The sequence below is a fragment of the Dactylosporangium maewongense genome (genome assembly GCF_039531485.1).
Taxonomy (GTDB): Bacteria; Actinomycetota; Actinomycetes; order Mycobacteriales; family Micromonosporaceae; genus Dactylosporangium; species Dactylosporangium maewongense.
The window spans coordinates 1-19,421 of the sequence record NZ_BAAAQD010000039.1 but is presented as its reverse complement, the minus strand read 5'-3'; the positions used below and the strand labels follow the sequence as shown (position 1 = coordinate 19,421).

The following is a 19,421-nucleotide window of genomic DNA, read 5'->3' as shown; positions in this document are numbered from 1 at the left end:
GAGCGCCTCGGCGGGTCCGCACGTCAGGGCCGCTTCAGGGCCGATCCCCCCGGCGGAATCAACCGGTCCTGTGATCGCTCACAGCGAGCCTTCACGGTTTCGCGAGTCGCAACACCGACACGCCGGAATCGACCGCCGGGGAACGGTGATCAATACAGTGCAGGCATGTTCGACAACCGCAAGGTCCGCAAGAACGGGCTCGCCGCGCAGGCGCTGGTGCTGTCCGCCAAGGAACACTCCAGGTTCAGCTCGAACGAGAAGCCCCGCTACGACTTCGCGCTGGAGGTCCGGCCGCACGACCGCGCACCGTTCCAGGCGCACGTCCGGCAAGCGTTCTACATCGCCGAACGCAAGCCGGTCGAGGCGGAGGTGGTGCGGGTGAAGTACGACCCCGCCACGCTGAAGGTCGTCTTCGACCTCGAGGGCGACCCGCGGTTCGACCTCGAGGCGATGCAGCGGCGCACCGCCCAGATCAACTGGGAGACTCACCGCCGCGGCGGGCCGGGTTCGCCGTCCTGACGACTCAGCGCGCGACGGGCCCGGCTGGCACACCCGGTGCCGCGGGTACGCCGGCCGGTAGGGAACCTCAGATGCCGCAGGTGAAGCGGAACCGTTCCCAATCGCCGATGCGGGTGGCGTTGGATTGGATCGTGTCGGTGACGCGGACGCCGGAGTCACGGCGGTGAGGTAGTGGCCGTTGACGGTCTGGATGGCGTATGCGCCGCCGCCGAGCGCGACCGAGGCCAGCTTCTCCCACGCGAGCAGGCGGGTGCCGGTTGGTGGCAGCCGCCGGAGGCCGCCGGCGATCAGTGCGCTACTGCCGGGCAGCAGCGGTTCGCTGGCGTGCCGATTCGTACAGCACGACCGTCGCGGCGGTCGCCGCGTTCAGGGAGCTGGCGGACCCGAACATCGGAATCCGGACGAACTGGTCGCAGGCCGCACGCCAGCCGGAGCTGAGGCCGGTGGTCTCGTTACCGACCAACGTCAGCGTGGCTTGCGTGAAGTCGTACTCGGCGGCGGCCAGGGCGCCGCGCTCATCGGTTCCCACGATGCTCATGCCGATGCCGTCGGCGCGGACGTCAGCCACCCAGGACAGAACGGCCTGGTGTGAGGGCATCTGGACCACGGGCAAGGCGAACAGCGAGCCGGTGCTCGCCCGGACGGCCTTCGGGTCGTATACGTCGGCGGCGTGCCCGGTGATGATGACACCGGAGGCGCCGAAGGCGTCCGCGGACCGAACGAGGGTCCCGATATTGCCGGGGCTGGTGGGCCGATCGAACACGGCGGTGAGCATGGTCGGCCCGACCGGGATTCGGCGCAGGTCGTCCTCCGGCATCGCGGCCACAGCCAGCAGCTCTGGAACTGTGTCTACCTTTTCGCCTAGTTCCTGCATCAGTTCAGGGGAGACGGCGATCTTCTCGGCCCGGACCGTGTCCAGGGCCTTGCGTGCCCAGCGGGACAGCTGAGCGCTGGTGTCGTAGAGCAGCTCTCGGATCTGCCAGCCGTGTTCGATGGCCATGGTGATCGGGCGTACGCCCTGCACGAGGAACTCGCCGCGACGCTGCCGCTTGGTCCGATTGCCGAGGAGAGCTTGCCATTGCTGGAACCGCGCATTGCGGCCACTCACCCGCAGACCCATCGCCAACCCCGCCTCCGTCGCTCGTCGCCCACCCATGCCCTGCCTGGTGCCTGCTGAGCCTGCCATGTCTACCCGGCTCTGCAGTTGGTGCCGTCCCCGTCCAGACCGGGGGTGTCGTGTCCGAGGCCGCGACGGATCGCGATCTCTACGGGTGAGTACGCGCCGTCGGTCCGCTCCAGTTCGTACGGTGTAGCCGGCATCAGTGCTGGCTGGGCCATGAAGCGCGGCCGCACCCCATGGTGCGGTTGCGCCGCGTGTACCAGGAATGGATGGCACAGGAAGACGTCGCCTGGGGACCCGGTGGCGAGGACGAGTGGCCGGTGGTCGGACGCCGCCACCAGATCGGGCGCAAGGGCCAGCCCGCTCGCTCCGTCCTCCCCGTACTTCTCCAGCACCTTCGGTACGTCGAGGTGTGACCCGACCCTGATCCGGGTCGGGGCGTCCTCCTCGCCGACCTCGCTGAACAGGAACAGCATCAGCAGCGCCCGGCCCCGTGAGCGCACATTTGTGAAGTACCAGCTCTCGCCCTCCGGCAGATAGCTCCCCTCGATGTGCCAGCCCGCGTCGTCCGGCTCCATTTCGTGCGGGAAGCGCAGCGGGAACGTGCCTAGTGAATAGCGCGGCTCCCAGCGTCTCGCGCCGACGAGCAGGTCGTACGCGTGATGGAGGAACGGGGAGTTGGGTGCGGCGGCGAACGGCCCCTGCGCCATGCCGGATACCCAGTGCACGGGCTGCGTCCACGTTGCTGGATCGTCCGGTTCGCAGCCCGTCTCGCGCCATAGCAGCCGCGCGCAGTCCGCAGCCACACGCGGCGCGACGGCGCCCTTCACCTTCACGAAGCCGTCGCGAAGAAAGCGGGATACCAAGGTTGTGTCATCCACGCCCCCATCGTGCGGCGACATTGGTCCCGATCACCCGACACTTTCCGCACCGCTTTTATCGGATGTGCCGCAACAGCGAAGGCGCACGATCGGATCGGACCACAGCGATCGGGCGTGACCGGTGTGCCTTGGACCAAGGTTGATGCCAGAAGGAGGCTTGATGATCTCGGCGCTCAACCGACTCGCCGACGTCGTCCGAGGTGAGCAAGACCGGCTGAATGTCGGCATTCGGCACGGATGCGGCCCGACCGAGGCGTTCGGGCGAGCATTCCGGGCGGTCATCGGCGCTGGCCCTGGTGATGTGCGCCGCGACGGAGACCCCTTCGCACAACCACAATTCAAGTTCCGCCTGACCGTCGAAGGGAACGAACACATGGACACCCGCATCGTCGACCATCCCGCGTTCCGGCTCGTGGGGCACGCTGCCCGTGTGCCGCTGATCCACCAAGGCGTCAACCCGCACATCCAGCAGCACATCACCGCACTGCCGACAGAGGAGCACCTGCGCTTGAAGGCCCTCGGCAACGCTGAGCCGAGCGGCCTGCTCGCGGTCAGCGACGATCTCGACCCCGACTACACCGAGGGCAGTGAGCTGACCTACCTTCACGGGGTCGCCGTGTCCCCGGATACGCCGGTCCCCGGCGGCCTCGACATCATCGAGGTCCCGGCCGGCAGATGGGTTGTCATCCGGGACGCGGGACCGTATCCGCAGACCCTGCAGAAGACCTGGGCCACGGCCGCAGCCGAGTGGTTCCCCTCCAACCCGTGGCGACTGCGGCCAGGTCCGGAGATCGTCGCGGTGCTCGAGCCTACGAACGGCTTCAGCACCGCAGCCCGTGAGCTCTGGCTGCCCGTCGAACCGGCGTAGCGACCTGGCGGGCATCCAGCCGCAGCCGGGTGTGGGTGGGGACCCGTCACGGTCGCAGCCGTGGCTGGCGGGAGTGAGGTTACAGCGGGCGACGGTGACGACGCCGGCGCTGGCGGCCCGGATTGGGATGCGGCGGGTGCGCCGAGGGCCACGCCGTGGTGGCTGGGTCGTTGCGTGGTTCTGAACCCGGACACGATGGGGCCTCAACAGGCGTGACCTATCAGCACGGCGGTGTGCCGGTGGTGGGAGTCCTCTTCCTGGCGAGGAGTGAGGCATCCGTAGGGCGCGGCCGCTGCCGGGTCCTGCCCGGCGACCTTGATCTGTAGGTTCCGAGTGATCATGGGCACGCGTGAGCGTGCGGTGGGGTGCGTTCTGGGCAGATCGAGCACACTGTTGCTCTAGCCACGTTCGTCGATCTTGAGCAATCAGGGTTCGGTGCACGCAGACACGAACACCGGGGCGGGCCGCCCAGCCAGCGCACCGGCCGCGCGGACACCTTTCCCGCAGCCGGGCCCAGTTCCCCCCAAGCGCTGACGGAACTCCCGGCGGTGTGGTGCGGGCATCCGAACTCGTTCCTCGGCGACCGGTGTCGCCTCAGCTCAGGTGTCCGGGGAAGCGTGGGAGCTCAGCGGGCCGCCATCATCACATTGATGACCCAACCGGGACGCTGTCAGGAGGAGCCGGCCAACGCGGTGATCACCCGGCGAGGCCCTTGAATGCCTCACCCAGATCGCCGATCGGCTTGCCGGGTGATCACGGCAGTGACGCCGACCAACAGGAATGTGCACAGCAGTGCACGACATCGTCGCGGCGCCCGACGGTCCGTGCTATGCCTGACCTGGCTACGCGCCGGCACCGATCGGGTCGCCCGGGCGGGCCGGCTGCGCGTTGATCCGGCGGTCGTCCAGCAGTTCGCGCACGAGTGCGGCCGGGCCACCCAGATAGGTCGACGTGAGGTCGATCTCGGTGGCGACGCACCAGGAGTGGTCGTCGGGCCACCACAGGTTGGGACTCTGCTCCCACGACAGATCCCACAGTGCCCGCGCGGCGTCGAGCCCGCCGCGGTACAGCGCGAAGGAACGAGATGGCATCTGGATCCTCGCCGGTGGAGGGGTGAGCCACGCCGGTGGATCAGCACTGCCGTCGCGGGTCAGCGCGGTCATCGCGGGAGGCCCATGCAGCCAGGCGTACCCGTCCCAGATGGCGAACCAACACGATCCCGGTTCGGGTGCGTGCCGCGGGAGCACCTCGAGGAGCGCGTCCAGTTGCGGCCGGTCGAGCGTACCGGCGTCCGGATGGCGGATCCGCGCGTATGCCGCGAACGCCTCGGGAACCAGGCTGCCGACATCCTGGGCGAACGGATGCAGTCTCTCGACGATCCACCGCGCCGCTGCGACGTCCTCGGACCACTGCACGCCAGGTCACCCCCTCGATATTGCTCCTCCGTGGTGCGGAATCCCCAGCTGGCGTTCACCACCGCATTGTCGCGGGCGCTGGCCCGACGGCTGGAAACCGGAACGTACCACTCAGCACAAAGCACGATCACCGGGAGTGATCCGGCGACGCGCTTGCCGGAGAAGCGGTCGCAAAGACACCGATGAGTCCACCGACCGACGGTTCCTGCACAGCAAGGACCGACCGGACTCGTCGGCTGGTCCTGGTGGCAGACGACGCGACGCTCAGACGCAGACGGCGTCGAGCGCCTTCTTGAGGGCGGCGGGCTCAGTGGGTGTCATCGGCGCCCTCACGGACCTTCGGGAGCCACTCGTCCTCTTCCTCCTGGACGTGGTGGGTGACGTTCTCGATGAGCACGGTGACCTTCGCGTCGAAGTGCTCGTCGTCGGGGTCCATGGTGAACAGCTCCAAGCACAGCACATCGGCGACGTGATGTTGCTCGTACGACTCCAGCACGTCCTTCGGTCAGTACCTCGAGGATCTCCTGGGCGATCTTCGACTTGCGCTCCGCAGCACCGTCTTGCGCGGCCCGGAACTCCTTGAACAGCCGCTTGACGTGCCTGTGGTCGTCGTTGAGCATCACGATCGCGTCGGCCGACATCGCCACTCCCTGTGTGCCTACGGACGGGGTGATTGCGGTCCGGGCACTCTCCTGTTGAGCTGCGCAAACGCGAATTCATCCGGTCCCGGTGAGAGCCGACTCCGCGGCGTGGCCCGGGCTTGGACCACGCCGCGGTGGGTAGCGGAAGACCATGACTGCTAGCGCGATCGAGGTCCAGCGCTATCTCGGCGACGTGGACTATCCGACGGACAAACAGCACCTCGTCGAGCAGGCTCGCGACCACGGTGCCAACGAAAATGTCATGCGGACCCTCCGGGACCTTTCCCGCGAGCGGTTCGCCTCACCGAACGATGTCACCCAGGCGATCAGCGAACCGTCGAAGGCGCGCGACATCGTGGAGATCCTGCTCGCCAGGCACACCGAGATCAAGCAGATGTTCACGCGCGTCAGCTCCGCTCGGGGGAAGCAGAAGGAGGAGCTGTTCCACGATCTGGTCAGGATGCTGGCTGTGCACGAGAACGCCGAGGAAGTGGTCGTACATCCGGCGGCGCGTGACCTGATTCCCAACGGCAAGGAGGTGGTCGGCGAACGGCTTCAGGAGGAGTCCGAGGCCAAGCGGGCGCTCGCTGACATCTACGACCTAGGTATCGATCATCCGGAGTTCGACCAGCACCTGAGCGTTCTGGCCGAGTCGGTGGTGACCCATGCCATGGAGGAGGAGCAACAAGAGTTCTCGCAGCTGCGTCAGCGCGCCGACATTGACCGGCTGCGCCGGATGGCGACCGCGTTCGAGGCGGCCGAGGCGGTCGTGCCGACACGCCCGCATCCGGCGGCCGGGGAGTCCGCGGTCGTCAATCTGATGGTCGGCCCGCCGACCGCGGTGTTCGACAAGATCCGCGACGCGATGCGCGACTGGCGTGAGCGCACGGGCGAGGGATGAACGATTCAGCCTGTGACAGAGCGGCATGACAGAGCCGGCGCAGCGCTTCAGGCGTCGGCACCTGGCCGGCGGTGCGTTGTACCAGGTCGATGAGCCGTTCGGTGCCGAACAGCTCGCCGGTGCGGTCCCTGGCTTCGGTGATGCCGTCGGTGAAGAGCAGCGGCCGGTCACCCCGCTCGAGCATCTCCTCGGCGATCTCGACCTGCGAGTCGTCGAGCCCCAGGGGCATCCGCCGGCCACTCACAAGGCTGCGGACCACTTTGCCGTGCCGGATCAGTAACGGCTGCGGATGGCCGGCGTTGATATAGCGCTGACACCCACTGGCGAGGTCGAGCTCGGCGAGGACCGCTGTGGTGAACCGCAGTCCGGCCAGGTGCTCTTCGAGCGCCTGGTCGGCGGCCCGAGCCATGGCGTCCAATCCGGCACCGGCCCGCCGGGCGGCGCGGATTGCCGACATCACCAACGTGGTGCCGAGGCCGGCGCGTAGCTCGTGCCCTGCCGTGTCAAAGATGGCGAAGAACAGCAACGGGTCGTTGAGCGCGTACCGACGAGGTGACCGAACAGCTCGCAGCCGTACGTGACGTCGTCATCAGGGGAAGGCTACCGGGTTACGGTCGTCCTGACCGCCGCCACCGGGCGGGGGACGCGAACGGCAGGCCGCCCAGCAGCAGGCGGCCGAGGCGGAACGCCGCCACGAGCAGGCCTGTGAGCTCATCAACGCGCTGCAACGCGATCTGCTGCCCGCCGGAGTGCTGGTGCTGCCCCGGATGCGGTTCGCGGCCAGTTGTCTGTACGCCGAGTACGGTCGGCTCCTTCGCATCAGGTGTTGTCGGTGTCGCTGGTCAGTCGTTGTCCAATCGAGCGGGTGTTCACACGTCAGGCAGGTGCGAGCGCGTACTGCTGATGGCCGTGGCCTGATCGGCATGGGTGTTCGGGTCTGTACGCCCGGCTGGCATACATTCGGCGGGTGATCGATCCGTTCGAGGCCGCTGGGCCGTTACGCAAGGCGTACCTCGACGTCGACTGGGCGGGCGGACCGCTCGGGCCGGTGTCCACGTGGAGCCCGACACTGCGCGGCGCGGTCGACCTGCTGCTGCAGACCCGCAACGCGGTCACGTTGTTCTGGGGTCCGCAGTTCGTGATGGTCTACAACGCCGCCTACGTCGACATGATCGGTGACAAGCACCCAGCGGCGCTCGGCGCTCCGGCACGGGAGGTGTTCGCCGAGATCTGGGAAGAGATCGGGCCGTTGCTGGAGTCGGTGCTGGCCGGCCGTGGGGCGACCTGGGCCGAGGACATGAAGCTGTACATGGACCGGCACGGGTACCCGGAGGAGACCTACTTCACCTTCTCCTACTCCGCCGTGCGCGGCCCCGACGGCGTGATCGAGGGGGTCATCGACATCGCCTCCGAGACCACCGTGCAGGTGATCGACCGACGCCGGCTGGACCTGCTCGGCCGGCTCACCGACCGCATCAGCGACATCGACACCGTCCCGCAGCTGCTCGCGCGGGCATTGCCCGTCCTACGGTCCGATCCGGATGACCTGCCCGACGTGGACCTGCGGCCAGCGGGCGACAGCCCTATGGACCGCTCTGGTGACGGGCCGATCCGTATCCCACTGGCCGGCGGTCTGGACCTGATCACCGGGCTGAGCCCGCACCTGCCCGACGACGAGGCCTACCGCGGGTTTCTCCGCTTGGTCGCGGCGGCGCTGGTGCAGGGTCTGAGCCGGGCCGCCGCCCGCCGGATCGCTGCCGTCGAGCGTGAGATCGCCGAGGCGTTGCAACGCAGCCTGCTCAGCAACCCAGCCCAACCGGACAATCTTGACGTAGCGGTGCGCTACCACCCGGCTTCCGAGGGCGCGCGGGTCGGCGGCGACTGGTACGACGCGTTCCTGCTGCCGGACGGCGGGCTGGCCGTCACCGTCGGCGACGTGTCCGGACACGACCGCGAGGCCGCCGCGGCCATGAGCCAGATCCGCAGCCTTCTGCGCGGCATCGCCTCGGCGCTGCCCGGACCCCCGGACCGGGTCCTGACCGCACTCGACGATGCCATGGCCCGGTTCGGCGTCGACACGCTCACCAGCGTCATCCTCGGCTACGTCGACCTCGGGACGTACGAACTGCACTGGTCCAACGCCGGGCACCCGCCACCGCTGCTCCTCGGCCCCGACGGGACCGTCACCGTGCTCGAAACGCCGGCCGAGATCATCCTCGGCGCCCGGGTCGCGGCCCGCAGAACCCACCACCGCCTGCGGCTGGCGCCCGGCACCGCCGTGATCTTCTACACCGACGGCCTGGTCGAGCGTCCCGACCGCGGTCTGGATGCCGGTATTGCCGCCCTTCGTGCCACGCTGACCGGCCGCCAGCAACTGACCGCCGTGCAGCTGTGCGACGACCTGTCCGCCACCGTCACCGACCGGGTCGACGACGACGTCGTCCTCCTGATCATCCGTCGCCCGGCCTAACTTGATCTCTAACCTTGGCTCGCCGTCCTGGTCCGCGCGCTGGACCAGCGGATCCGCGCGTGGCGGCAGGTCCTTGCCCACCTCGCGGCCATGGGTGTGCCCGCCGGCGACCTGGTCGGGTTGCAGGCCACACCGGACCAGGCGCGTGCGGGCCTGTCGACGCTTGCCGGCCGGCTGCCTGCTGTGGGCACCCGCAACGGCGTGCGGGCCCCAGGCTGAGTGACCTCTCGCCGGGCCTGTCGCCGCGCGCAGGTCGGCGTCGCCATTTTGGCTTCCTCGATCGCGGTGCTGTGCCGTCGCGGTGATGGCTGTCGTTGTGTTCGACCTGCGGGACGGATCACGCCGGGTTAGGCTGGCCGCCTACTGCGGATCAACGGAGCGTGCATGGGCCCTGATCAACAGCCCGCGCCCTCGCCGGACAGCGGGCCACGCCTCGCGATTACCTCCGCCACGCCTGGTGAGGCAGGCGCCGTGGTGTTGACGGTCGTCGGTAGCCTCGACTTCTACACCGCGGCGGCGTTCATCACGGCGGTGCGGGAGGCGTTCGATGCCGGTGCCGACGTGGTGCGGGTGGATCTGGGCGGGGTCGGGTTCTGCGACTCGTCCGGGCTCGCCGTTCTGGTCCGCGCGCACAAGGCCGCGCAGCGCGACGGCCGCCGCTTCACGATCTGCAGTCCGGGTCATGTCCTCAATCGCATGTTCGCGCTGACCGCGCTGGACACCGTCCTCGACATCACCACCGACATCGCTTCCGCCCCGAACGGCGAAGCCAATTCCGGGTCCTGAGCGCGCTCAGGGCGTGGCGGCACCGGGAAGGCGGACGGTGTCGAGCCAGAACTGGTTGATCTGGCGCACGATGGCGACGAACTCCTGATAGTCGGCGGGTTTGGTGACGTAGGCGTTGCCGTGGGTGTCGTAGCAGGCGACGACGTCCTCGATCGCGCTGGACGTGGTGAGCACGACGACGGGGATGCTGGCCACGGTCGCGTCGGCCTTGATGGTGCGCAGGACCTCGCGGCCGTCGACGCGGGGCAGGTTGAGGTCGAGCAGGATGAAGTCCGGGCGGGGCGCGTCGGTGTAGTCGCCGCGCCGGTACAGGAAGTCGAGGGCTTGTTCGCCGTCGCGGGCGACGTGCAGCTGGCTGTCCTGGGCGTCGTCGCCGAACGCCTCGCGGGCCATGAGCTCGTCACCGGGGTCGTCCTCGACGAGCAGGATCTGCGCGGTGAGCGCCTGACCGGTGAGTGTCTGAGCAGGGGTCACGGGTGGTCCCTTCATCGAGCATGCCGCGTGGGCGCGCCGTCTGCGCGTTGAACGATGGAGAGAGCCCTGCTGCGATCGCCGCCGGCGCGGCGCAGCAGTTCGAGCCGGCGCAACTGTACGCCCACCCGGTCGATCAACCAGCGCCACGCCAGGGCACGCTGCCGGTCAACGTCCGGGTTCAGCCGGCCAGAAGGTGAGTCCGCAGCGTGTCGAGGGTGCTGCGCAGTAGCCGGGAGACGTGCATCTGGGAGATGCCGAGCTCGGCGGCGATCTGCGATTGGCTGCAGTTGCCGAAGAACCGCATGGTGACGATGACCCGCTCCCGCTCCGGGAGGGCGGCCAGCAGCGGCTTCAGCGCCTCGCGGGCCTCGACCTGCTCGATGCCGGGGTCGGCGCCGCCGATGTAGGCGCCGAGGTCGGTGTACTCGCCGTCGCAGTCGCCGCCGGCTGGGGCGTCCAGGGACAGGGTGCGGTACGCGTGGGCGGCGTCGAGACCTTCGATGACGTCTTCCTCGCTGCAGCCGAGCCGGTCGGCGAGGTCCGCGACCGTCGGGGACCGGCCGAGGGACTGGGTGAGTTCCTCGCTGACGCGGCCGATCCGCAGCCGGATCTCCTGGGTGCGGCGCGGGACCCGCATGTCCCAGCAGCGGTCCCGGAAGTGCCGTTTGAGCTCGCCGGTGATCGTGGGGATGGCGTAGGCGGTGAACCCGACCCCGCGGGAGGGGTCGAACCCGTCGACGGACTTGACCAGTCCGACGCCGGCGACCTGGACGAGGTCGTCGAAGGGTTCGCCGTGGTTGCGGAACCGCTGGGCGAGGTAGCGCGCGAGGGGCAGGTACAGCTCGACGATCCGGCCCCTGATGCGGGACCGGTCCGGGCTGCCCGCGGGCAAATCGGCGAGCAGGGACAGCAGCGACATGGCGACCGCGTCGGTCGCGGCGCGGTCCCTGGCGCGGTTCGTGGTCTGGCTGCGGGCTGCGGCCGCTGGATCGGCTGCCGCGTGCGTGGCGGTGCGGACGGTGTCCGCAGGAACGGTCGTCGTCATCGTGAGCAACCCCTCGGAAGAAGAAGTTCCGCAGTGCCGTTTCCTGAACCGCGGTGATCGGCGGCAGGGGGCGGGCGGTCAGCGGTGAGCGCGGCATGCGTCGAAGGATGCGGGCAGTGCCGCGTGCGGTGGCGCACGCCGGCGTGGTGCGGTGGTTTACCCGTGGTCTGAGTGCCACTGCGCGGTGCCCGCGGACGGTCCGTGCTGGCCGCCGGTGCTGGACGACCTGACCTGCCGTGCATCGTATGCCCGGCCGGGTGCAGCCGCCAGCCGAAGCGGCGCATGTTCCACCGGCTTCGCAGGGGCGGTGAGCTGCGGCGGATCGATGTTTATTTTCCTTACGGCAAGGGAATGGGTGGAGGCAGCGATAGACGCGAAGGGATGGACGGCATGACGACGACTGCGGCGGGCGATCCGCGCCAGTTGCGGGCCGAGATCGCCCGTACCCGTGCGGCGCTCGGCGAGACCGTCGAAGCCCTCGCCGGGAAGGCCGACGTCAAGGCCCGCGCGAAGGGTGCTGCGGCCGGACTGGCGTACCGCGTGCAGGCAAGGACCGCAGCGGTGGCCGGCGTGCTCCTCGGCGAGGCGGCGGCCGCAGCGACCACGGTCGCCGAGCGGGCCGGTGCGACGAGCGGGGCGGTCGTGGTCGCGGTCCGCGACCCGCAGGTGTGGCGGCGGCTGCGCCGGCCGATCCCCGCCGCGGTGCTGAGCGCCGCGGTCACCGTCGCCGTGGCAGTGGTCGCGATGGGCGTGCGGGGGCGGCGGTGAGCGGCATCGTGGGCAAGCTGGCGTACAAGCCGGTCGGGTTGCTACTCGGGGTGGCCGCCGGCGCGGTGGCCGGGGCGCTGTTCAAGCAGGCGTGGCGGCTGGCCGGCAACGACGACGACGCTCCGAACGCCACCGACGAGGATCGCGGCTGGGGCGAGATCCTGGCCGCGGCCGCGCTGCAGGGCGCCATCTTCGCCGTCGTCAAGGCGGCCGTCGACCGGGGCGGAGCGGTCGCGGTGCGCCGCACCACCGGCTCCTGGCCCACCTGAGCACCGCCCGCCGGCCCGGCAGCGGGCGGGACCAACGCCGGGAGCCGGGTCCGCTCCGGCAGGTCGCCGGGCGGGTGGTGACGTTCGCGGCGGGACTTGCCGTCGGGTACGTGCTGGGCCTCGGGCCGGACGTGAGCGGTACGAGCAGCTCACCGCGCACGCCCGCCAGCTGCGGCTGCCGACCTCATCAACAACCGGCGCGGCACGGACACCGCACCGGCCGCAACTCCGCCGGATGTGACACCGGGCAGCGCCAGCGTTGCCTCACCGGCTATGCCCTGACGCCTGACCGTTTCCCCGGCGGCAACCGGTCCTGTGACCTCCGGAGGCAGCTCATGCCCCGGCGCCGCCGGGCAACGCGTCCACGATGGAGAAGACACGATCGAGAGCGGTCATCCGGAAGACCCGCAGCAGCCGCTCGTGCGGGACGACGAGCGCCAGCCGCCCGCCGGCCTCGTCCTGTAAACGCTTGTGCACGCCGACGAAGACGCTCAGCGTGGTGGAGTCCAGGAAACCCACACCGGTCAGATCAACGGTCAGCGCCGTCGCACCGTCGTCCAGGCGGGCGTGCAGGAACTGGCGTAGTTCGGGGCTGGTGGCGACGTCGAGCTCACCGGTCACCGCCACCACGGTCGGCGATCCTGCCGGAGAAGCCACGGACAGCTGCATGACGGGCTCCCAACGGCCAATGGCGGACGGCACATCGTAGCTCCCACGTCCGGCGGCCGCCTGGATCGCTGCGGAACTTGAGCGCGTCGCGTGGTGACGGTGTTCAGGGCAGGCCGTCACCACGCGTCAGGAGTCACGCGTCACCGCGGTCGATCGAGCGGTACGGTCACGCTCCTTCACCACCACGCAGTACGCGCTTCTTGAGGGTCACCGGTACCAGCGAGTTGAGCCTGCAGGCAGGTGCGGTGAGTCAGCTGGACGGCTGGTACGGCTGGGCGGCCAGCAGCCGCGCGAGGTGGGCGGCGTTGGCGGCGAGGGCCTTCGTCGCCGCACCGGTCGTGTCCGGCTTCGGGCCGGCGTCGGCGTAGTCCACCTTCTGCATGGCCTCACCCACCCAGTACGTGCCGCCGGCCGCCGGGATCGTGAAGCCGACGTCGTTGAGGGCCTGGAACACCTCGGCGGTCACGTGGTGGGCGCCGTCCTCGTTGCCCACCACCGCGACCGTTGCGACCTTGCCGTAGGTGAGTAGTCGGCCCTGCTCGTCGGTCTCGGACAGTTCGGCGTCGAGCCGCTCGAGGACCACCTTGCACACCGACGCGGGCTGTCCCATCCAGATCGGCGTGGCGATCACCAGGATCTGTGCGTCGAGCAGCTTCGCGCGGATCCGCGGCCAGGCGTCGCCGCCGCCCTCGTCGGTCGAGACGCCGAACCGGACGTCGTGGTCAACGACCCGGATCACCTCGCCGTCGACATCGTGATCGGCGAGCGCGGCCAGGACCTCACGGCCGAGTAGCTCCGAACTCGACGGGGCCGGAGACTTCTTCAGCGAACAGACCAGGACCAGGGCACGCAACGACGACATGATCCCGCCCGTACCCCGAGCTACCGGCGTCGAACCCTCCGCCTTTGATACCGGTCGAGCTGTGCGAAGCGCCGACTGGCCTGAACTCCGGTGAGCCGCGCCGAAGACCGGGCCGAGCGAGTGCCCGGCCGGCCGGCGCCAGAGTCCAGCCCGCTGTCCGGCAGCGTCTGCCGTGGACGCCTGAGCCTGCGACATGTTCATTCCCAGACCGCCATGCCGGCGATGCGCCGCACCCCGTCCTGCGCAGTACTGGCGAGGTCACAGCGGAATGTCGAGCCACACGTCCTTGCCATCGTCCGGGCCGGTCGACACACCCCAGTCGACGGCCAGCCGCCCGAACAGCACAGTGCCGCGGCCGCGCTCACTGACCGCGTCGGCGGCAGGCGGGCGCCACGGCCGCACCGGCGCCGGATCGTGCACGACGATGTGCAGCACCCTGCCGGTGCAGCAGACCGCCACCCGCTCGACACCACCGGCGTGCTGCAACGCGTTTGCCGTGAGCTCACCGAGCAGCAGCTCGGCATCGTCGAGCAGGCACGGCCGGAGCGGTCCGTCGAGCAGACCCGGGACAACGCGCCTCAGCCAGGCGCGGGCCTCCGCGGACACAGCGACATCGTCGCAGCGCGCGGGACTCCACCGGGCCTCCCGCCCGTGCTCCTCAACCATCGTCGCCTCCTCACCACGTTCCTCGTCCATCCGTTACCCGAATCAGGTGCGGCTATCCGACGAACGATCCGTGTGGACAACGCCGGTCCGACCGACCGGATGAGCGCGTTTGCTCAGCGCAGCGCGTTGCCCGCGCGCCACCACGCAGGAAGTCAACGTCGGTGCATAAACTCAAGATGAACGGGTACGCCGAATATGCGGTCACAACGAGCAGGGCGACCAGTAGCAGATGTTGCGGGTGGCGCCGCGACGGCGCTTTGGATGCAGCTCCACCGTCACCGTGGAGAGCCAGAAGGCCGACGGCACCGTTACCGCGATCGCGCTCACGAAGAGCAGTAGCGTCCCGTGGCTATCTTGGCGGTGTGCGCCGCTACCACCTACGAGACCGCGTCTCCGGCCTCGACCCGGTGCGCGACCACGCTGAGATCGTCCGTCTGCTCATGTTCCACGAGTTTCCGTGGGACGTGCGCATGGCCGGACGCCTGATGATCTGGCACCTGTACGCCAACCCGCCCGTCGCCGCCGCGGTCGGGCACACCGACGCCCTGCTGGAACGGGCCGAGATCACGTCGCTGACCTTCGGCGACCTCGTCGAGCACGGCCTGGACTCCCCGCGGGGCCGGGAGATCCTGCGATGGGTCAACCGCAGCCACCGCGGCACCCCGGTGACCGCCGAGCACAACGCGTTCGCGCTGGCCGCCCTGGCGGTGACGCTGACCCGCTGGCTGGACCGCTTCGGCTGGCGGCCGCTCACCCCGGGCGAGCGCACCGCGCTGGCCGTGTTCTACGCGGAGCTCGGCCGGCGGATGGGCGTGCGCGCCCTGCCCCGCTCACCGGACGAGCTGGCCCGCGAGCTGGAGCGGGCCGAGGCCGGCTTCGCCTTCAGCGAGGCCGGTCAGCTGTGTAGCCAACGCACGCTGGCGATGGCGAGCTCCCGGGTCCGGCCGTGGCTGCGCCCGCTGGTCCGCCCGGTCGTGGCCGCCCTGCTGGCCCCGGGCACCCGAGCCGCCGTGGGCATGCGCCCGCCGCCCCGGCCCGTGCGGGCCGCTGTGCACGCGGCCCTGCTCGCCCGCCGCTGGGTGGTGCGCCTTCTGCCGCCCCGGGCGACGCCTACCACCCCGCGGACCCGGCGCCGCCTGGCCGACCAGACGCCGGCGTAGGAGTGCAGGCCATTGGCGACCGGGTTCCGGCCGGCGCGGTGGGACGTCAGGTCGCGGGTCGTGGTCCGCGGCGCGTCGACGGGACGGTCCGTGACGCGATGACAGCCAGAGACCGGCGGGGGCCCTGCCGGCATCGGAGGATGCAGCGCGCCGGTGGCTGGGGTTGAGGCTAGCCTGCGGCATGCAACTGGCGGCTGTCATGGTCGGCGAAGGGATGACGGGTGGCGCAGGGCGATTGGGTGCCTGATGAACTGGATCTGCCGTGGCTGACCCAGTTCGACGTGCGGACGCTCGTGGCGGGTGTCCCGGCCGGTCCGGTGGGCGCGGACGACCCGGTGTGGGAGACGTTGCATGACAACGGGCTGCTGCCGTCCAGGGTTCGTGATGCCATCGAAGGTCTGCGGGGTAGCAGCCCCGCCACCATGGCTGAGGCGCTCGTCGATCTTGGATGGACAGTCTGCAGTGATGGCAACACGAGCGCGTCGGGTGCCTTCGTCGTGCCGATGTTGATCCGTGCCGCGGCGGATACGTCTGCTCAATCGCGGGCTGACGCGCTGCAACTCATTGGTGACCTGGCCCGCGTGTTTACCCTCAACATGGAGATGCGGCCGTCGATGCTCTGGGTGATGCAGCCGATGCCGGTCTACGATTCCAGTGGCTATCTGGAGAACTGGGCGGTTGAGGCCGCGCGGATGATGGTCGGGCGCGACACGGATCTGCTGGTTGAGTTGCTGGACGACGACGATCCCGACGTCCGAGGTCGCGCGGCCTACGTGTTGGTCACCGCGTTGCCGGTCGATGGGGACCTGGTCGAGATCCTGCGGTTACGACTTGCGGCCGAGACCGTTGCGTCGGTGAGGATGATTCTTGTCATCTGCATTGCGCAACACCTCAGGGAACTGGACCAGGTTCCAGAGGCGCTGGCATGGTCGCGGGCGAACTGGTCGGATCGCGCTTCGCCGCTGGAGATCCGGCTCGGTGGTGTGATCGCCTGGCTCAATCTCACCGACGAGGCCGTGCCGCCGGAGTTGCGGAAGGTGTTGAGTGAACTGCCGATGCCGGCTGTCCGAGAGCTGTCGGAGCAACTTCCGTGGATCTGGTGGCTCAACTACCAGACCGATGGGATCGCGAATTGGTGGCAGCGGTTGATCCAGTGACCTGAGTGCTGCTACGCAGGGTGATCCCACCCGGCCCCGCCACGACCCGAGGCGTGCACGTGGAACGCGGTGCCCGCACAGATTCGGCGTCACTGAGGCTTGCAACGGACCGACAAGGTTCAGCAGCCCGGCCCGGACCCGGGGGATCTCTGCGTTCAGAGTCGACGCAACCGCCGATCGAGCTGCCGCCCGCTGTCGACGGTCACGTGATTCCCTGGCTTGGGCTCAAGTAGTGGGACCTCTCCCGTGACTGGTCGAGGTTCAGCAGTCCTGGGTGGGTTGTCCGTCGCCGTACGGGGTCGGCGGTGTTTTGTTGTTGTTTGTCGCTGTAGCTCATGAGGTCGGAGCGCCGCTCTGATGAAGAGGGGCTGCCGCCCGAGGTGGGGTGGCTGACCAGCTGGCGAGGAGTTTGAGTCGGTCTTCGGACGCGGTGCCGGGTTCGGCGGTGTAGATGATCAGGTTGTGCACGGCTCGGCTGGACAGGGGCAGGTCGAGGTGCTGGAAGGTCAGTTCCAGGTGGCCGACGTCGGGGTGCTGGAGTCGTTTGATGCCGTCGTGGCGGATCAGGACGTCGTGCGTGGCCCATTGGTCGCGGAACTCGGGGCTGAGGGTGGACAGCTCGCCGATGAGGTCGCGCAGCGCCCGGTCGTGTGGCTCGCGGGCGGCCTCGGCGCGCAGCAGGGCGGCGGTGGCGTTGCCGGCGGCGTCCCAGTCGACGAAGAAGTCGTGTGCGCCAGGGTCGAGGAAGATGTAGCGGGCGATGTTGGGGCGGCCGCGCTTGTCGATGGTGGCGCTGTCGAACATCGGCGCGTACAGGGCTCGGGCCAGGGGGTTGCTGGCTATGACGTCCGTGCGGCCGTTGCGCACGAACGCCGAGGACATCGTCATGGAGTCGAGCAGCCACTGGACTCGGGGCGGGACCTCGACGTCCCGGCGACGCGATGGCGTGCGACTCCCGGCCCGCGATGACTGGGCCAGGTCGAACAGGTAGGTGCGTTCGTCGTCGTCCAGCCGCAGGGCGCGGGCGACCGCGTCGAGGACGTCTTCGGACACGCCGGCGATGTGACCTTTTTCCAACCGCGTGTACCACTCTGTGCTCACGCCGGCGAGGACGGCGACCTCCTCGCGCCGCAGCCCGGCGACCCGGCGACGGGCGCTGGTCGGCAGTCCGGCCTGTGCCGGGGTGATCTTGGCGCGTCGGCCGGCGAGGAAGTCCCGGATCTCGCCGCGGTTTCCGGGCTGCTGGTCCATGTCCTTCACCGTATCCGCCGGTCGCGGCGCGAGGGGGGGTAGAGGTTGTACCCCCACAAACGCGACCTTCTCCGGTACCGGCGATCGCGGTCTTCTGGGACCGAACGCGTAATGGAGGTAGGGGACATGACGAGCAAGACGCTGACAGCGCCGGCGGTGGCGCTGGGCACGTGGGCCTGGGGAGACAGCGGCGAGGCGGGCGACGGCTACTTCGGCAGTCAGCTGACCGCGTCCGGCCTGCGCGAGGTCGTCGAGAAGGCGCAAGCGAACGGGTTCACCTTGTGGGACACCGCGGTGGTGTACGGCATGGGTCACTCGGAAACGGTCCTCGCTCAGGCGCTGAAGGGCTACGCCCGCAGCGAGTACCAGCTGTCGACGAAGTTCACCCCGCAGGCCGCGGGCGACGGCGACGATCCGGTCGCGGAGATGCTGGAGCAGAGCCTCGAACGATTGGGCACGGACTATGTGGATCTGTACTGGATCCACAACCCCGCCGACGTGGCCCGCTGGACGCCGCCGCTGATTCCGCTGCTGCGCAGCGGCAAGATCAAGCATGTCGGCGTCTCGAACCACAACATGAAGGAGATCGCTCTCGCCGACCAGATCCTCGGCGAGGCCGGCTATCGCGTGGAGGCGGTCCAGAACCACTACAGCCTCCTGTACCGCGGCTCCGAGCGCGCGGGCATTCTCGATCACTGCCGCGAGCACGACGTGCGGTTCTTTGCCTACATGGTCCTTGAGCAGGGAGCGCTGACCGGCAGGTACAGCCCAGCCCGTCCGCTGCCCGCGGGCAGTAACCGGGCGGCCGCGTACAACGGCATCCTGCCCAAGCTCCAGGCGCTGACGGACAGGATGCGGGCGATCGGCGGGGACCGGGGCGCGTCCGCCGCCGACGTCGCCACCGCCTGGGCCATCGCCAAGGGGACCACCCCGATCATCGGCGTCACGAAGGCGAGTTACATCGACGGGTTGGTCCGAGCTCGCGGCATCGAGCTCACCGACGAGGAGATCGCGGAACTGGAGGCGCTGGCGGACGCCGCGGACGTCGACACGCGCGGCTGGTGGGAGCACGAGATTTGACATCCTCTCCGCCCTGAAGGACGGAGATTCCCGCCACGCTGCGCGTGGACCGCGCGGCGTCCGGGTGGGTTACCGCTTCGCCGCGTGGTGCCGGGACGTGTCCCGGTCTTACCTGCGCTCCACGGTCGTTTCCGTTGTCCGCCTGTCCAGCGGCCAACACGTTCAGCGCCGCGTTCACGTCCCGGTCGTGGGCCGCTCCGCAGGGGCAGTCCCACGCTCGGACGTTGAGCGCCATCTTCTCGTTGATGCGTCCGCAGTCGGAGCACCTGCGGGTGGACGGGAAGAAGCGGTTCACCCGGGCGAAGGTGCGCCCGTACCGGGCGGCCTTGTACTCCAGCATGGCTGTGAAGCCGGCCCACGCTGCGTCGTGCACCGACTTGGCAAGCCGGGTCCGGCCGAGACCGGCGACGCACAGGTCC

23 protein-coding genes are annotated in these 19,421 nt (G+C 69.4%); 10 read left to right on the top strand and 13 right to left on the bottom strand.

The features are described from left to right. Positions 1-165 precede the first annotated feature (165 nt). Positions 166-519, top strand: coding sequence for a hypothetical protein (locus ABD332_RS52970; protein ID WP_344513522.1), 354 nt, complete (start codon positions 166-168; stop codon positions 517-519). Between the two features lie 295 nt (positions 520-814). Here ABD332_RS52970 and ABD332_RS52965 read toward each other — a convergent pair whose 3' ends face one another. Both ABD332_RS52965 and ABD332_RS52960 read right to left on the bottom strand, forming a co-directional pair. Next, positions 815-1,645 carry a TrmH family RNA methyltransferase gene (locus ABD332_RS52965; protein WP_344513520.1) on the bottom strand — a complete coding sequence of 277 codons (831 nt, stop codon included), beginning with the start codon at positions 1,643-1,645 and terminating at the stop codon, positions 815-817. Positions 1,646-1,707: 62 nt separating this feature from the next. After that, the gene (locus ABD332_RS52960) at positions 1,708-2,520 is read right to left on the bottom strand and encodes a phytanoyl-CoA dioxygenase family protein (protein ID WP_344513519.1); all 813 of its coding nucleotides are present in this window, start codon (positions 2,518-2,520) and stop codon (positions 1,708-1,710) included. A 160-nt stretch (positions 2,521-2,680) separates the two neighbouring features. Between ABD332_RS52960 and ABD332_RS52955 the strand changes: the two genes are divergently transcribed. Beyond that, the gene (locus ABD332_RS52955) at positions 2,681-3,388 is read left to right on the top strand and encodes a GyrI-like domain-containing protein (protein ID WP_344513517.1); all 708 of its coding nucleotides are present in this window, start codon (positions 2,681-2,683) and stop codon (positions 3,386-3,388) included. A gap of 842 nt (positions 3,389-4,230) precedes the next feature. Here ABD332_RS52955 and ABD332_RS52950 read toward each other — a convergent pair. Continuing rightward, on the bottom strand, positions 4,231-4,803 hold the full coding sequence (locus tag ABD332_RS52950) for a hypothetical protein (RefSeq protein WP_344513515.1): 573 nt from the start codon (positions 4,801-4,803) through the stop codon (positions 4,231-4,233). 307 nt (positions 4,804-5,110) lie between these two features. Beyond that, positions 5,111-5,254 carry a hypothetical protein gene (locus ABD332_RS52945; RefSeq protein ID WP_344513513.1) on the bottom strand — a complete coding sequence of 48 codons (144 nt, stop codon included), beginning with the start codon at positions 5,252-5,254 and terminating at the stop codon, positions 5,111-5,113. A gap of 341 nt (positions 5,255-5,595) precedes the next feature. On the opposite strand from ABD332_RS52945, the gene ABD332_RS52940 reads away from it, so the two are divergent. Next, positions 5,596-6,345 (top strand): DUF2795 domain-containing protein, encoded by a 750-nt coding sequence (locus ABD332_RS52940; protein WP_344513511.1) that lies wholly within the window; start codon positions 5,596-5,598, stop codon positions 6,343-6,345. On the opposite strand, the gene ABD332_RS52935 is transcribed toward ABD332_RS52940, so the two are convergent. Beyond that, positions 6,257-6,871: a PP2C family protein-serine/threonine phosphatase gene (locus ABD332_RS52935; protein ID WP_344513509.1), complete on the bottom strand. Its 615-nt coding sequence runs from the start codon at positions 6,869-6,871 to the stop codon at positions 6,257-6,259. The two genes, ABD332_RS52940 and ABD332_RS52935, sit on opposite strands and share 89 nt — an antisense overlap. A gap of 441 nt (positions 6,872-7,312) precedes the next feature. Here ABD332_RS52935 and ABD332_RS52930 point away from each other — a divergent pair, with 441 nt between their 5' ends. Together ABD332_RS52930 and ABD332_RS52925 are read left to right on the top strand one after the other, a co-directional pair. Further along, positions 7,313-8,815: a PP2C family protein-serine/threonine phosphatase gene (locus ABD332_RS52930; RefSeq protein ID WP_344513507.1), complete on the top strand. Its 1,503-nt coding sequence runs from the start codon at positions 7,313-7,315 to the stop codon at positions 8,813-8,815. Between the two features lie 384 nt (positions 8,816-9,199). After that, positions 9,200-9,601 carry an STAS domain-containing protein gene (locus ABD332_RS52925; RefSeq protein ID WP_344513505.1) on the top strand — a complete coding sequence of 134 codons (402 nt, stop codon included), beginning with the start codon at positions 9,200-9,202 and terminating at the stop codon, positions 9,599-9,601. Between the two features lie 6 nt (positions 9,602-9,607). Here the strand turns inward: ABD332_RS52925 and ABD332_RS52920 are convergent, their stop codons facing one another. Both ABD332_RS52920 and ABD332_RS52915 read right to left on the bottom strand, forming a co-directional pair. After that, complete coding sequence (locus tag ABD332_RS52920; protein WP_344513503.1) at positions 9,608-10,075, bottom strand: response regulator; 468 nt, start codon at positions 10,073-10,075, stop codon at positions 9,608-9,610. Positions 10,076-10,253: 178 nt separating this feature from the next. Beyond that, the gene (locus tag ABD332_RS52915; protein ID WP_344513501.1) at positions 10,254-11,120 is read right to left on the bottom strand and encodes an RNA polymerase sigma factor SigF; all 867 of its coding nucleotides are present in this window, start codon (positions 11,118-11,120) and stop codon (positions 10,254-10,256) included. Positions 11,121-11,510: 390 nt separating this feature from the next. On the opposite strand from ABD332_RS52915, the gene ABD332_RS52910 reads away from it, so the two are divergent. Beyond that, entirely contained in the window at positions 11,511-11,888 is a 378-nt protein-coding gene (locus ABD332_RS52910) for a DUF3618 domain-containing protein (RefSeq protein WP_344513499.1), read from the top strand. Beyond that, the gene (locus ABD332_RS52905; RefSeq protein WP_344513497.1) at positions 11,885-12,157 is read left to right on the top strand and encodes a DUF4235 domain-containing protein; all 273 of its coding nucleotides are present in this window, start codon (positions 11,885-11,887) and stop codon (positions 12,155-12,157) included. Before ABD332_RS52910 ends, ABD332_RS52905 begins: the two co-directional genes overlap by 4 nt. A gap of 333 nt (positions 12,158-12,490) precedes the next feature. On the opposite strand, the gene ABD332_RS52900 is transcribed toward ABD332_RS52905, so the two are convergent. From ABD332_RS52900 to ABD332_RS52885, 4 genes are all read right to left on the bottom strand, one after another. Continuing rightward, on the bottom strand, positions 12,491-12,826 hold the full coding sequence (locus ABD332_RS52900) for an STAS domain-containing protein (RefSeq protein ID WP_344513495.1): 336 nt from the start codon (positions 12,824-12,826) through the stop codon (positions 12,491-12,493). A 250-nt stretch (positions 12,827-13,076) separates the two neighbouring features. Continuing rightward, complete coding sequence (locus ABD332_RS52895; RefSeq protein ID WP_344513493.1) at positions 13,077-13,688, bottom strand: flavodoxin family protein; 612 nt, start codon at positions 13,686-13,688, stop codon at positions 13,077-13,079. Between the two features lie 258 nt (positions 13,689-13,946). After that, positions 13,947-14,294: an ATP-binding protein gene (locus tag ABD332_RS52890; protein ID WP_344513491.1), complete on the bottom strand. Its 348-nt coding sequence runs from the start codon at positions 14,292-14,294 to the stop codon at positions 13,947-13,949. A 261-nt stretch (positions 14,295-14,555) separates the two neighbouring features. Next, positions 14,556-14,681, bottom strand: a complete 126-nt coding sequence (locus tag ABD332_RS52885) for a hypothetical protein (protein ID WP_344513489.1) — start codon at positions 14,679-14,681, stop codon at positions 14,556-14,558. 35 nt (positions 14,682-14,716) lie between these two features. On the opposite strand from ABD332_RS52885, the gene ABD332_RS52880 reads away from it, so the two are divergent. Both ABD332_RS52880 and ABD332_RS52875 read left to right on the top strand, forming a co-directional pair. Then, positions 14,717-15,514 carry an oxygenase MpaB family protein gene (locus tag ABD332_RS52880; protein WP_344513487.1) on the top strand — a complete coding sequence of 266 codons (798 nt, stop codon included), beginning with the start codon at positions 14,717-14,719 and terminating at the stop codon, positions 15,512-15,514. 221 nt (positions 15,515-15,735) lie between these two features. Then, the gene (locus ABD332_RS52875; protein WP_344513486.1) at positions 15,736-16,671 is read left to right on the top strand and encodes a hypothetical protein; all 936 of its coding nucleotides are present in this window, start codon (positions 15,736-15,738) and stop codon (positions 16,669-16,671) included. Between the two features lie 333 nt (positions 16,672-17,004). Here ABD332_RS52875 and ABD332_RS52870 read toward each other — a convergent pair whose 3' ends face one another. After that, positions 17,005-17,922 carry a helix-turn-helix transcriptional regulator gene (locus ABD332_RS52870; RefSeq protein ID WP_344513484.1) on the bottom strand — a complete coding sequence of 306 codons (918 nt, stop codon included), beginning with the start codon at positions 17,920-17,922 and terminating at the stop codon, positions 17,005-17,007. 156 nt (positions 17,923-18,078) lie between these two features. Between ABD332_RS52870 and ABD332_RS52865 the strand changes: the two genes are divergently transcribed. After that, positions 18,079-19,002 carry an aldo/keto reductase gene (locus ABD332_RS52865; protein WP_344513482.1) on the top strand — a complete coding sequence of 308 codons (924 nt, stop codon included), beginning with the start codon at positions 18,079-18,081 and terminating at the stop codon, positions 19,000-19,002. Here the strand turns inward: ABD332_RS52865 and ABD332_RS60330 are convergent. After that, on the bottom strand, positions 18,917-19,342 hold the full coding sequence (locus ABD332_RS60330) for a zinc ribbon domain-containing protein (RefSeq protein WP_425552443.1): 426 nt from the start codon (positions 19,340-19,342) through the stop codon (positions 18,917-18,919). The genes ABD332_RS52865 and ABD332_RS60330 overlap by 86 nt on opposite strands. Positions 19,343-19,421 lie beyond the last annotated feature (79 nt).